The sequence below is a fragment of the Sphingomonas sp. genome, from assembly GCF_013816785.1.
Taxonomy (GTDB): domain Bacteria; phylum Pseudomonadota; class Alphaproteobacteria; order Sphingomonadales; family Sphingomonadaceae; genus Sphingomicrobium.
This window is the reverse complement of the sequence record NZ_JACDDV010000026.1, coordinates 18,017-30,860: the sequence shown is the minus strand read 5'-3', so window position 1 is coordinate 30,860 and position 12,844 is coordinate 18,017. Positions and strand designations below refer to the sequence as shown.

The following is a 12,844-nucleotide window of genomic DNA, read 5'->3' as shown; positions in this document are numbered from 1 at the left end:
TCGGCCACCATAAATTGTCGGTGTTTGGAATCATGAGCGCCGACGAACAGGCGCTGATCCGCCCGGTCGCGCGCTCGCTGCAGGCGCGCGATGCGTTGCGAGCCGACGATTATGGGGGTTTGAGTTTCGGCCCCGCCGCCAGAGCGATCCTCAAAGGCGGTGAGAGCCTTGTCATCGCCGTCCCGCCCAAACACGTCCGGCGTAGGCGGCGCGGGGACGACCATCCGCACGACCCCTTGTTCGAGGCGCTGCGTGCTTGGCGGCGGGACCGCGCCAAGGACCAGAGCGTACCGCCCTACGTCATTTTTCACGACAAGGTGCTGCGCGACGTGGCGGCGGCCAAACCTTCCTCGCTTTCCGCGCTTTCCGCAATCGACGGGATCGGCGATACCAAGCTCGAGCGTCATGGCGAGTCGCTGCTCGCCGCCCTCAGTGACGCGATGGAGATGGTCGATGCACCGGCAGCTTGACGACAAAACCCTGGTCAATGGTCAGATCGCACCCGAGGACGTCGCCCAGCTAAAGGCGGACGGGGTCACGCTTATCGTCAACAACCGCCCCGACGGCGAGGATGAGGGCCAGCCGACCAGCGCGTCAATCGAGGCTGCCGCGAAGGTAGCGGGGGTCGATTACCGCCACGTCCCGATCGCGCGCGGCATGGGGCCGTCGGACATTGAGGCGATGCGCGATGCGATGCATAGCGCGGGCGACGGCAAGCTGTTCGCTTTCTGCCGCTCGGGCAACCGCTCGACCCTGGCCTGGGCCGTGGCGAAAAGCGAGGACGGCATGCCGCGCGAGGAGCTGGCGCGCTGCGTCGAAGGCGCCGGCTTCACGCTCGACCCGGTGGCGCATTTGTTGCGCGATTAATCGCTCTAGCCGTTGAGGATCGTCCGGGCATCCGCGACGTCATCGTCAAGGACCATCAGCCTGACCGAGATCAGCCCGCCGCCGCCGAAGAAACTGTTGGCCTCGGCGTCGAGAATGACCGCCTCAATCCCTTCGGAGTCGAGCGCCAGCCGGGCGAGGTCGGCCTCGACCCGCGTGCCGTAACGGGCCAGTTCGACCAGGCTCAAGCCGTCCCGCCGACCGTCAGCCCGTCGATCAACAGGGTCGGCTGGCCCACGCCGGCCGGGATAGACTGACCGGCCTTGCCGCAGATGCCGACCCCTTCGTCGAGCGCCATGTCGTTGCCGATGCCCTTGACCCGGGTCAGCACGCTCGGCCCGTCCCCTATCAACGTCGCGCCCTTGATCGGCGCACCCAATTTGCCGCCCTCGATCTTGTAAGCTTCGGTACAGGAGAAGACGAATTTCCCCGACGTGATGTCGACCTGACCGCCGCCAAAGCTCTTGGCGTAGATCCCGTTGGGCACCCGGGTGATGAGTTCGGCCGGGTCGTCGCTGCCGCCCACCATAAAGGTGTTGGTCATACGCGGCATCGGCGCATGGGCAAAGCTTTCGCGGCGCCCATTGCCGGTTGGCTCCATCCTCATCAGCCGCGCATTGAGCCGGTCCTGCAGATAGCCGCGCAAGATGCCGTCCTCGATCAGCACGGTGCGCCCGGTCGGCGTGCCTTCGTCATCGATGCTGAGCGAACCGCGGCGGTCCTCGATCGCGCCTTCGTCGATCACTGTCACGCCGGGCGCGGCGACGCGTTCGCCGATCCGCCCGGAAAAGGCCGAGGTACCTTTTCGATTGAAGTCGCCTTCGAGACCATGGCCAACGGCTTCGTGGAGCAGCACGCCGCACCAGCCCGAGCCGAGCACGACCGGCATTTCGCCCGCCGGCGCGGCGACGCTTTCCAGATTCACCAGCGCCTGAGCCAGCGCCACGTCGATTGCCCGGTTCCAGATCGCAGGTTCGAACAGCCGGTCATAGAGATGACGCCCGCCGAGCCCATGGCTGCCAGTCTCTCGGCGATCGCCAGACTTGGCGACGATCGACACGTTGAGCCGCACCAGTGGGCGGATATCGGTCGCGACAAAACCATCGGCCCGGACGATTTCGACCACCGACCAGCTGCCCGAAATCGACACGCTGACCTGTGCGACCCGCGGATCGCGCGCGCGCGCCGCCGCGTCGATAGCCTGGCACAGCTCGACCTTTCTGGCGAACGGGATGGCCGACAGCGGATCGGCCGCGTCATACATCGCGCGGTTGGTGCGCGGCGGCGGGAGCGAGGCAGTCGCGCGCGACGGGTCGAGCAGCTTCAGCGTCTGGGCGGCGCGATCGATGGCCGCCGCGCTAATCTCATTGGCATGGGCAAAGGCGGTGGTTTCACCCGTCACCCCGCGCAGCCCGAAGCCCGATTCGACATGATAATCGGCGGTCTTCAGCCGGCCGTCGTCGAACCCGAACGCCTCGGACACGCGATACTGCAAATAAAGCTCGCCGTCGTCATGCGCCGCCAGATGCCGCGCGGCGAGCTTCTGCGCGTCGTCGGGGTCGAGCCCGGAACGGTAGAGGAGGTCGCGCGGGTTGCCGCTCACGAGGCGGCCGGCGGTTCGGGCGAGTCCGCCGGACTGCCTTCCAGCACGAAGCGGCGGTCGCAATAGCCGCAGTCGACGAACCCGACCTCGTCGTCGATCTGATACCAGACCCGCGGATGGCCGAGCGAAGCAGGCACCTGGCCCGATCCGTCGCAGGCGACGCGGTGATGATGGGTGATAATGAGTTCAGGGGGCGGCTGCATGCCCAAGACCTAGCAGCCCCCCCCTGCCGCTTCAATAAGAGTGGGGTCTTATCGAAGCGAAGGCTTACTGATAATCGGCGGTCAGATCGAAGTCGGCCTTGTAGAGCCCATTGGCCTGACTCGCGGCGATGTTGAACGTGCCCCCGACGCCAACTTGAAAAGTCCCATCCAGGGCAATGGTCCGGGTCGTGGCATTGCCATTATCGAGAAGCATGCTGCTGACCAGGATGGTGTCCGCCGAATTGCTGGTGCTGACCAGGACGTTTCCGGTGGGAGGCGCCAAGGTAAGATCGACGAGCTGTCCGGCGGTGCCGGCACCGACGAACAAGGCGCGCTGACCGGGATTCGACGCTACTTCAGTGATTCCGCCGGTCGAGCTGCGATTGCCGGAGTCTTCATCGATGGTGACGGTCCCTGCCACCGTGCTGGCCAGGATAGTACCGAAATCGAGGTCGTCGACCTTGGTTAGGGTCAGCGGCTGAAGGACGAGCCCGCGAGCTTCGGCTGTGGCGGTATCCGTGGCGACGACCTGGGCATAAGCGGGTGAAGCGAAGGCGACAGTAGCGGCGAGCGCCGCGAGGCAAATGTTAAAGCGCATGTTCTGGTTCCCTACACGTTGAAAGTGCGGGGATGGCGCCTGAACAGGCTTTCAAGGAGCGGGGTTGATGGTAATTTTACCCTGTTCGGGAAGCATCGAGCGTCAGGGATATTGGACGGTGATGTCGATCTCACCAGTATATAGGCCCTCGACCGTGCCCGCCGGAACGGTGATCGTCGCGCCGACCGCGAAGGTGAAGCTCTGCTGCTGCGCGAGCGCCCTCTTGTCCTGGCCGTCGAGAGTGAAGGCGCTGACGCTGAGCGTCTGGGTGCCGCCGGCGCGGGTAATCAACACGGGCTGGCTGGGAACCCGAATGAGCACCACCGTCTGCTTCGATGCCGCCCCCGCATAGCGCGCTGGCGACACCGCGCCGCCGAGGCGAAGCAAGCCGCCGGTAACGCTCAGCGCGCCGGTGATCGGGTTGATCGTCGCGCTGCCGCCGGTGGTCACGCCGAGGATCCCGAAATCCATATCGGTCAACCGCTGCAGGGTGAGCGGGCGCAGGAGGTCGACCTTGCCCTTGACCTTGGGTGACGCGACGACGCGCGCGGCCGGCGCCGCCGTGGAAAGCGATAGCGCAGCCGCGACGAGCAGCGCGGGAGATCGGAGCAGGCGGACCATGCCTCGTCTTAACGAGGTTAACGATAAAATGAGGATGACGGGTAAGGTAAATAAGCAGTTTACCATCGCGCCTTTCGTCCCGCCTCGCGCGCCGCTATGCGAATCGCATGTCCAGCCCGACCGACGCCGCGATCCGCATCGATGCGCTGTCCAAGACCTATGCGTCGAAGGACGCTCGTCCCCGACCGGCACTCGACACGGTGTCGTTCGACGTTCCGCGCGGTCAGATCTTCGGGCTGCTCGGCCCCAATGGCGCGGGCAAGTCGACGCTGATCAACATCCTCGCCGGGATGGTGGTCAAGTCTGCCGGTTCGGCCGAGGTGTGGGGGTTCGACATCGACCGGCAACCGCGCAACGCCAAGCGGTCGATCGGCGTGGTCCCCCAGGAACTGGTATTCGACCCTTTTTTCACCCCTCGCGAAGCGCTCGAAATCCAGGCCGGCCTCTACGGCGTTCCGAAGGCCGAGCGCATTACCGACGCATTGCTCGCCGCAGTGCGGCTGACCGACAAAGCCGATGCCTATGCCCGCACCCTGTCGGGCGGGATGAAACGCCGCCTGCTGGTCGCCAAGGCGATGGTTCATTCGCCGCCCATTCTGGTGCTCGACGAACCCACCGCTGGCGTCGACATAGAGCTTCGCCAGCAACTGTGGGACTATGTCAGGCAATTGAACCGGCAGGGGGTGACGGTGGTGCTGACAACCCATTATCTCGAGGAAGCCGAGCAATTGTGCGATCGCATCGCAATTATCAATCACGGCAAGCTGATCGCCAATGAGCCGACGCGCGAACTGATTAGCAAGGCGCAGGACAAGGCGGTGGTGGTCGAAGTCGATCGCGACCTCGTCGCCGCGCCGACCGCTTCTTGTTTCGACCGGATCGAGAAGACCGGCCCACGCACGCTCGAGATTACGTACCGCAAAGATCGCGTCAACGCCGGCCAGGTGCTCGCCGCACTGCAAGCCGATGGGCTTGGCATCATCGACGTTTCCACGAGGGACCCCGATCTCGAGGACGTATTCCTGGCGCTGACCAGGAATGTTGCCGCTTGAGCAACTTCGACGTCCTCGTCATCGGCTCGGGCGCCGCCGGGCTGACCGCGGCGCTGACGCTCGCTCCCTCCTACAGAATAGGAGTAATCGCCAAGGGCAAGCTCAGCGAGGGCGCGACCGGCTGGGCGCAGGGCGGGATCGCGGCCGTGCTGGAGGAAGGCGACAGTTTCGACGCCCACATCAGCGATACGATGATCGCCGGCGCGGGACTCAACAATCGCGCGATCGTCGAGCATGTCGTCGGCGGCGCCCCCGCCGCGATCGCCCGGCTGGCCGAGCTCGGCGTGCCGTTCAACCTCGACGACGACGGAGACGGCTGGCATTTGACGCGAGAAGGCGGGCACAGCCACCGCCGCATCGTCCATGTCGCCGACGCCACCGGCAGGGCGATCCAGCAGGCGCTGGAAAAGGCCGCCATGGCCCACAACAACATCGCGCTGGTCTCCGATATGGTGGCGATCGATCTGGTAACGGGGCGGCATGCCGAGGAATTTTCCACCAGCGGTGCAGTCCACGGTCTCTACGCCTACAACCGCGCAACTCGCAGGGTCGAGACAATCCGCGCCCGTGCCACCATCCTCGCCACCGGCGGCGCGGGCCGAGCCTATCTCTATTCGACCGCGCCACGCGGTGCGACCGGCGACGGGATCGCCATGGCGTGGCGCGCGGGGTGCCGCATTTCCAACATGGAATTCATGCAGTTCCACCCGACCTGCCTCTACAATCTGACGGTCAAGAATTTCTTGATTACCGAGGCGGTGCGCGGCGAGGGCGGCATCCTGAAGCATCCGGTTACCGGCCACCGTTTCATGCCCGATTATGACCACCGCGCCGAGCTTGCCCCGCGCGACATTGTGGCGAGAGCGATCGACAGCGAGATCAAGCGCGACGGGCTCGATTTCGTCCACCTTGACATCAGTCACCGCGAGCCCGAATTCGTGAAGGCGCACTACCCCAACATTTACGAAAAGCTGATCGGTCTGGGCGTCGACATCACCAAGGAGCCGATTCCGGTTGTCCCGGCGCAACATTACACCTGCGGCGGGGTGCTGGTCGACATTGACGGTCGCACCGACGCCCCCGGGCTTTATGCCGCCGGCGAGGTCACCCAGTCAGGCCTCCACGGTGCCAACCGCCTCGCCTCCAACAGTTTGCTCGAATGCCTGGTGTTCGGCGAGGGCGCGGCGCGGCATATCATGGCGCATTGGACCGAACTGCCCGCACCGCCGCCGGTCCGCGCCTGGGATGAAAGCCGCGTCACGGACAGCGACGAGGAAGTCGTGGTCCAGCAATGCTGGGGCGAAATCCGCCGTTTCATGTGGAATTTCGTCGGCATCGTGCGGACAACGAAACGCCTGGAACGCGCCAAGCACCGCATCGACCTGCTGCGTCAGGAAGTCGCCGATTATTACAAGCACTTCCGAGTCACGCCCGACCTGATCGAACTCCGCAACCTGGTCGAAGTCGCGGACCTGATTATCCGGTCGGCGCTGTCACGGCATGAGAGCCGCGGGCTGCACTACACGCTCGATTATCCGGAAATGGCGGCTGACGCGGTCGACACGGTGCTGGTGCCGTGAGCCTCCCACGATCGGGGCCTCGGGCATGATCGAACACATCACTCTCGCCGTGCTGATCCAGCTTGCGATCGCCCTTCCGACACGCAGCTGGACCGCCGGTGCGGCCGCGGCCTGCGCCTGGTCGATATCCCGCGAGATCACCCAGGCCGAATATCGCTGGATCGAATATTATGGACATGGCCTCCGCGCCAACATGCCATGGTGGGGCGGACTCGACCAGCGCGTGTGGCAAAATCTCGACCCATGGCTCGATTGGCTACTGCCCTCACTTATCGCGATCATCATTGCCTTCATGGCCAAGGCGATGCGGCCCCGGAGCGCCTAAATTCGGCGGCGAATGTTCACAATATCCGGTCGCGAGCGTGGTCGCGACTGTCCGAGAGCGCACCAAAAGTCTCAGAGGTCGCATTCGCGCATGGAACCGAGACTGAAACCTCGAGAAAGCTCTCGTGCAATGCACATCCGTACGTCGAAAGCACGGGCCATCGGTCTACTTTGCGTGGAAAGTCTGCCGGGGGGTAGCTAGGATCAGTTCAATTGATGGGAGGAAGCGATTGCTTATACCCCGCTGCGGCCTGGCCTTGGCATTAGGGCTGACATTATCGGCAATGGCCAGCGATGGCGTGGGGGCCGTGCCCGCCTCCAAAATACGAAAACCAATCCCGGCTCCGACCACCACCATGCCCACGCTTCCGCCCGCCGTGATCGACAATACGCTCGCGATTGGCGGCGAAGAAATAAACGCCCGCAAGGTTAGCTCGCGAATGACGGTCGAGGTGCGCGTGAATGGCCGCGGCCCCTATCGATTTCTCGTCGACAGCGGCGCCGACAGTTCAGTCGTCGGTCTGCGCATCGCGCGCGAGTTGCAGCTGCCGGTTGGCACCCCGGCAATCTTGCACGCCACGACCGGCAGCGCCCAGGTGGATCGCGTCCTGGTCGACGAACTGTCGCTCGGACAAAGCACGGTTAGGGACCTGGAGCTTCCTGCATTGCGGGAACAGGATTTGGGCGGGGAGGGCTTGATAGGAATCGACGCGCTCGTCGAGCAGCGCCTAATGATGGATTTCGAGAAGCGCGTGATCAGGGCCGAAGACGCGCGACAGCCCGCGAAACTGGTCCACGGCGAGATTGTGGTGACGGCGCGGCGCAGGCGCGGCCAACTGATCCTGACCCAGGTCAGCGCCGCCGGCTTGCCGATCGAGGCGGTCGTCGATACCGGATCGGAAATTACGATTGGCAATCTCGCTCTACGTGACCGGCTTATTCGTGGGAATCGGAACAAGTTCGTGACGGTCGCCGTGATCGGCGTCACGGGAGCGACCATGAATTTGCAATTGGCGCGCGTTGACGAGCTTCGACTGGGTTCGGTGACCCTACGCGATGTGCCCATAGCTTTTGCGGACGTGCCACCATTTGCGTTGTTCGGCCTTTCCAAGGAGCCTGCCTTGCTGCTCGGAACAGATTTGCTGGAGACGTTTCGCCGGGTGTCGCTCGATTTTCGGGCGCGGAAGGTCCGCTTCCAGCTCAGGCGATGCGGGTCAACCGCGGTCATAATAAGCACGTCTACCTCGTATCCCTTCACCCGCCTTTCGTCGGGCGACAACGGCGAGGTGTGTCGAAGGTAGCCGGGACGGCAACCTTGGTTTCGTCGTCGCCGATCGGCTGGCGCGGCCCCGCCTTGGGTCGAGGACGGGATCAGCGTCTACCGCAACTTGCTTACTTTCAGCCCGTCTGCCTTAGCCCGCGCCTGGATCGATTCCTCGCTTCTCGTCATCGCTTTCGAGATCGCCTTGAGGCTCATCCCCTTGCCCGCGAGCAGGTGGAGTTTCTGGATTTCGTCCTGCGTCCAGGGCTGGCGGTGGCGCTGGAATTTTTCGATCATGGTCATCTCCTTCTCGCAGGCTGGCCCAAAGGCTGGCAACATGCGCGCACCCTGCTAGAGCAAGTGCCCACATGGCCGAGCAGCACAACCACCTCTATCTCGTCGACGGATCGAGCTATATTTTCCGCGCCTACCACCGACTGCCGCCGCTCACCAACCGGCACGGCGTCCCGGCGGGTGCGGTCTATGGCTATACCGCGATGCTGTGGAAGCTGGCCGACGGTCTCAACAAGGCCGACGGGCCGACCCACATGGCGGTGATCCTCGACGCCAGTTCGACCACGTTCCGCAACACCATGTACGACCAGTACAAGGCCAATCGCCCGCCGCCGCCCGAAGATCTGATCCCGCAATTTCCGCTAATCCGCACGGCGACCCGCGCCTTTTCGATTCCTTGCATCGAAACCGAAGGGCTGGAGGCCGACGACATCATCGCCTGCTACGCCAAGGCCGCGCTCGAGGCGGGATGGTCGACGACCATCGTCAGTTCAGACAAGGATCTGATGCAGCTGATCGAGCCCGGAATCGATATGCTGGACACGATGAACGACCGCCGGATCGACACCGATTATGTGATCGCCAAATTCGGCGTGCCGCCCGCAAAGCTGGGCGACGTACTCGCGCTGATGGGCGACAGCGTCGACAACGTCCCCGGCATCCCCGGGATCGGCCCCAAGACCGCTAGTCAGCTGATCGTCGAATATGGCGACCTGGAGACCGTGCTGGCCAGCACCGAAGCGATCAAGAAGCCCAAGCTCAAACAGTCGCTGATCGACCATGCCGACAACGCCCGTCTGTCGCGCGAACTGGTGCGGCTGGTGTGCGACGCGGCCCTGCCCGAGCCGCTGGAAGACCTCGCCCTCAAGGGGATTCCGCCTGAGCCGCTCAAGGCGTTCCTTGAGGACATGGGATTCAAATCACTGCTCAATCGCGTCAGTGGGCCGGCTTCGGCGTCGGCCGGCCATGTTGCCGCCTTGACGCCAGTCGGACCGCCCGCCGCCCCCGTCGAGCGCGAGAAGATCGTCGTCGACCGGACCCAATATGAGACGGTGCTGACCGAGGCGGCGCTCGACCGCTGGATCGCCGAAGCGCGGCATCAGGGGTATGTCGCATTCGATACCGAGACCGACTGCATCGATTGCGTCGTCGCCAACCTGGTCGGCATCAGCCTGGCCACTGCGCCGAACAAGGCCTGCTATATTCCGGTCGGCCATGGCGGCGGCGACCTGTTGTCCGACTCGCCGAACCAGCTGCCGCGCGACCTCGTGCTGGCTAAGTTGAAACCGATGCTGGAAGACCCGGCGGTGCTCAAAATCGCGCACAACCTCAAATATGACTGGGTGATGTTGGCCAAGGCGGGGATCGAGGTCGCGCCGTTTGACGACACGTTGGTGATGAGCTTCGACCTCGACGCCGGCCGGTCGGGCCACGGCTTGGACGAACTGGCCAAGACCCATTTCGACCATGTCTGCATCGCCTATAAATCGATCTGCGGCGTGGGCGCCAAGCAGATCAGCTTCGACAAGGCGCCGCTCGATGCCGCGACCGAATATGCCGCCGAGGATGCCGACATTTGCCTGCGTCTATGGCAGCGGCTGAGGCCCCGCCTGACCAGCGAGGGATCGACACGCGTTTATGAAATGGTCGACCGCCCTTTGGTCGCGACGGTCGGACGGATGGAGCGGCGTGGGATCAAGGTCGACCGCGCCTATCTGGCCAAGCTAAGCGGCACCTTTGCGGTCGAAATCGCCAAGCTGGAAGAACAGGTCTACGAAGCGGCACAGGGCCCTTTCACCATTGGATCACCGCAGCAGTTGGGCGCGGTACTGTTCGACCGGCTGGGCCTGAAAGGCGGGCGCAAGGGCAAGAGCGGTCAATATTCGACCGACGTCAATGAGCTCGAACGGCTCGCCGGCGAAGGCGTCGAGGTCGCGCGGCGCGTGCTCGACTGGCGACAGCTGTCGAAGCTTAAATCGACCTACACCGACGCGCTGCAGGCGCAGATCAACCCCGACACCGGCCGGGTTCACACCAGCTACAGCCTGTCGGGCGCCCAGACCGGACGGCTCGCGTCGACCGAACCCAACCTCCAGAATATCCCCATTCGGACCGAAATCGGCCGCCAAATCCGCGACGCCTTCGTCGCCGAACCGGGCCATGTGCTAATGAGCGCCGATTATAGCCAGATCGAACTCCGGCTCGCCGCGCACATGGCCGACGTCCCCCAGCTGAAAGAAGCCTTCGCCAAGGGCGAGGACATCCACAACATGACCGCCGAGGAGCTGTTCGGAGTGGTTGACCGCGACACTCGCGGCAAGGCCAAGACGGTCAATTTCGCCATCCTCTACGGCATTTCGAGCTGGGGGCTTGCCGGCCGCCTCGGCGTGCCGCGCGAAGAAGGCAAAGCGATCATCGACCGTTATTTCGAGCGCTTCCCGGGCATCCACGCTTATATCACTGACACGTTGGCGTTCGTCCGCGAGCATGGCTTCACCCGCACCCTGTTCGGTCGCACGACCCACTTTCCCAACATCCGCGCGTCGCAGCAGCATATTCGCCAGGGCGCCGAGCGCGCCGCGATCAACGCGCCGATCCAGGGGACCAGCGCCGATTTGATCAAGCGGGCAATGAACCGCATGGATGCCGCGCTGGACGAGGCGAAGTTGCCCGACGTCAAAATGCTCCTCCAGGTCCATGACGAGCTGGTGTTCGAAGTGCCGCTTGGTCAGGAAGAGGACGCCGCGCGGGTGGTGCGCGCGGTGATGGCCAATGCCGCCGAGCCGGCGCTGATCCTCGACGTGCCGCTCGATGTCGAGGTCGGTTGGGGCGAGCATTGGGGCGCGGCGCATTGAGCACCGCCGACCCGGTCAAACCCGCCCCCTCCGCCGATCTGGCCGCGCTAGCACGCGGTGGGCGGATCAATTTCATGGGCTTCGTCTTGCGGCTGCTGGCGCGGCTGCCGTTCCTGTTCATCGCCGGGCGGATGTACGGCGCCGAGCAGCTGGGCCGCTTTGCCTATGCGGTGCTGATCCTCGAATTCGCGTCGCAACTGGCGACGCTCGGCCTCAAGCGCGGCCTTGCCCAGCAGCTCGCGCGGACCGACAAGCCGCATGCGTGCGTGGTGTGGGACGCGCTGCTCGTTGCCGGGATCGGCTCGGCGGTGGCGATGGCAATCCTCGCCCTCTTCCCCCAGGCGATGTTTCCCAATTCGGAGATCACCGGCCTCGAATGGATGCTGCCGGTGACCGTTTTCGCGCTCGCTTGGTCGGACATTAGCCTCGCCGCGCTCGCTTATCGCCATGACGTCGGCGCTACTGTGCGCGCCCGCGCGGTGGTCGAGCCGTGGACAATCAGCATCGCCGCCTTCGGCTGGTGGTTTATTTCGCCCCGCGACGGCCTCATCATCGCCTACGCCTTGTCAATGGTTGGCGCCTTCTTCGCCTCGATGATCCCATTCCTCAAAAGCTATGGCCTACCGCATGGCTGGAGCCCCGAACCGGGTCCGCTATGGCGGATGGCGCGGCGCAACCTGCCGGTCGCCGCGGCCGATGCGGTCGAATGGGGGTCAAGGCGGATCGACATTGCCGTACTCGGCCTATTCTTCGCTCCGGCTATCGTCGGCATTTATTATGTAGCGCAGCAAGTCGCATCGCTGCCGTCGAAATTGAAAACGAGTTTCGACCCGATTCTCGGCCCGGTGATCAGCCGCAACCTCGAAGCGGGCGACAAGGCCGCGGTGGCCAAACAAGTCCGTCAGGTCGGCTTCTGGGTGATCGCGGCACAGGGCGGAGTGGCGCTGGCGCTCGGAATTCCAGGCGAAGGCGTGATGGGCTTGGTCGGGGCGAGCTTCGTCGCCGGCACCGCGGCCCTGGGCTTCCTGCTTGCCGCCGAGGTCGTCGCGGCAACCGCCGCGGTCAGCGAAGCGGCTTTGATCTACACCGCGCGCCACCGCAACATGGTGATCAGCCTGATGATGATCGTGCTCGAAGCTGGACTGGCCGTCGTGCTCATCCTGGCCATGCGTAAGCTTGGCTGGCCACCGATGTGGCAGGCGACCGGGCCGGCGATCGCGCTGATGATCGCGTTGGGATTCGCGGCGATCGTCAAGTCCCGGCTGCTGCGCGAGATACTCGGTGCGCGGGTGTCGGGCTGGCGCTGGCCGCTGATCTGGGCCGCCGCCGCCGCGATGGTCGTCGGCCAGCTGGTCATTCTGCTGCCCGAATGGGCCGAGCTGATTTTCGGCATTCCGGCGATCCTCGGCGCGTTCGGCGCGATGCTGTGGATCAAGGGCTTTGGCTCCGAGGACCGCGAGCTGTTCAAGATGCGCAAGGCCGACATCGAGCAGCTTGAGCTGCCCGATCCCTCGACAGGGGGCGACGCTCCCAGGTGAGGCTCGCCTCGTCCCCTGGGAAGAGGCTCC

14 protein-coding genes are annotated in these 12,844 nt (G+C 64.4%); 8 read left to right on the top strand and 6 right to left on the bottom strand.

The window, feature by feature from the left end; all coding sequences use genetic code 11:
- Both H0W65_RS07135 and H0W65_RS07130 read left to right on the top strand, forming a co-directional pair.
- Window positions 1-470 (top strand): HRDC domain-containing protein (locus tag H0W65_RS07135; RefSeq protein WP_294005844.1); only part of this gene is annotated, 470 nt, incomplete at its 5' end.
- Complete coding sequence (locus tag H0W65_RS07130) at window positions 454-867, top strand: TIGR01244 family sulfur transferase (RefSeq protein WP_294005841.1); 414 nt, start codon at window positions 454-456, stop codon at window positions 865-867. The genes H0W65_RS07135 and H0W65_RS07130, both read left to right, overlap by 17 nt.
- A 5-nt stretch (window positions 868-872) precedes the next feature.
- On the opposite strand, the gene H0W65_RS07125 is transcribed toward H0W65_RS07130, so the two are convergent.
- The 5 genes from H0W65_RS07125 to H0W65_RS07105 all read right to left on the bottom strand — a co-directional run bounded on the left by H0W65_RS07125 (window position 873) and on the right by H0W65_RS07105 (window position 3,910).
- Window positions 873-1,073, bottom strand: a complete 201-nt coding sequence (locus H0W65_RS07125; protein ID WP_294005838.1) for a DUF2007 domain-containing protein — start codon at window positions 1,071-1,073, stop codon at window positions 873-875.
- On the bottom strand, window positions 1,070-2,488 hold the full coding sequence (gene tldD / locus H0W65_RS07120) for a metalloprotease TldD (RefSeq protein WP_294005795.1): 1,419 nt from the start codon (window positions 2,486-2,488) through the stop codon (window positions 1,070-1,072). The genes H0W65_RS07125 and tldD overlap by 4 nt, the downstream gene beginning before the upstream one ends.
- Window positions 2,485-2,691 carry a zinc-finger domain-containing protein gene (locus H0W65_RS07115; protein ID WP_294005793.1) on the bottom strand — a complete coding sequence of 69 codons (207 nt, stop codon included), beginning with the start codon at window positions 2,689-2,691 and terminating at the stop codon, window positions 2,485-2,487. The genes tldD and H0W65_RS07115 overlap by 4 nt, the downstream gene beginning before the upstream one ends.
- Before the next feature lie 64 nt (window positions 2,692-2,755).
- The gene (locus H0W65_RS07110) at window positions 2,756-3,289 is read right to left on the bottom strand and encodes a DUF4402 domain-containing protein (RefSeq protein WP_294005791.1); all 534 of its coding nucleotides are present in this window, start codon (window positions 3,287-3,289) and stop codon (window positions 2,756-2,758) included.
- Window positions 3,290-3,391: 102 nt separating this feature from the next.
- Window positions 3,392-3,910 carry a DUF4402 domain-containing protein gene (locus tag H0W65_RS07105; RefSeq protein WP_294005788.1) on the bottom strand — a complete coding sequence of 173 codons (519 nt, stop codon included), beginning with the start codon at window positions 3,908-3,910 and terminating at the stop codon, window positions 3,392-3,394.
- 107 nt (window positions 3,911-4,017) lie between these two features.
- On the opposite strand from H0W65_RS07105, the gene H0W65_RS07100 reads away from it, so the two are divergent.
- The 4 genes from H0W65_RS07100 (at window position 4,018) to H0W65_RS07085 (ending at window position 8,167) form a co-directional block, all read left to right on the top strand.
- Window positions 4,018-4,962 carry an ABC transporter ATP-binding protein gene (locus H0W65_RS07100; protein WP_294005786.1) on the top strand — a complete coding sequence of 315 codons (945 nt, stop codon included), beginning with the start codon at window positions 4,018-4,020 and terminating at the stop codon, window positions 4,960-4,962.
- A complete protein-coding gene (gene nadB, locus H0W65_RS07095; protein WP_294005783.1) occupies window positions 4,959-6,542 on the top strand; it encodes an L-aspartate oxidase in 1,584 nt (527 codons plus the stop codon). Before H0W65_RS07100 ends, nadB begins: the two co-directional genes overlap by 4 nt.
- Before the next feature lie 25 nt (window positions 6,543-6,567).
- Window positions 6,568-6,867: a hypothetical protein gene (locus H0W65_RS07090; protein ID WP_294005780.1), complete on the top strand. Its 300-nt coding sequence runs from the start codon at window positions 6,568-6,570 to the stop codon at window positions 6,865-6,867.
- Window positions 6,868-7,150: 283 nt separating this feature from the next.
- Window positions 7,151-8,167, top strand: coding sequence for a retroviral-like aspartic protease family protein (locus H0W65_RS07085; RefSeq protein ID WP_294005777.1), 1,017 nt, complete (start codon window positions 7,151-7,153; stop codon window positions 8,165-8,167).
- A 77-nt stretch (window positions 8,168-8,244) separates the two neighbouring features.
- On the opposite strand, the gene H0W65_RS07080 is transcribed toward H0W65_RS07085, so the two are convergent.
- The gene (locus H0W65_RS07080; protein ID WP_294005773.1) at window positions 8,245-8,424 is read right to left on the bottom strand and encodes a hypothetical protein; all 180 of its coding nucleotides are present in this window, start codon (window positions 8,422-8,424) and stop codon (window positions 8,245-8,247) included.
- Between the two features lie 71 nt (window positions 8,425-8,495).
- Here H0W65_RS07080 and polA point away from each other — a divergent pair, with 71 nt between their 5' ends.
- The gene (polA, locus tag H0W65_RS07075) at window positions 8,496-11,276 is read left to right on the top strand and encodes a DNA polymerase I (protein WP_294005771.1); all 2,781 of its coding nucleotides are present in this window, start codon (window positions 8,496-8,498) and stop codon (window positions 11,274-11,276) included.
- Window positions 11,273-12,814, top strand: a complete 1,542-nt coding sequence (locus tag H0W65_RS07070; protein WP_294005768.1) for a lipopolysaccharide biosynthesis protein — start codon at window positions 11,273-11,275, stop codon at window positions 12,812-12,814. The genes polA and H0W65_RS07070 overlap by 4 nt, the downstream gene beginning before the upstream one ends.
- Window positions 12,815-12,844: the final 30 nt, after the last annotated feature.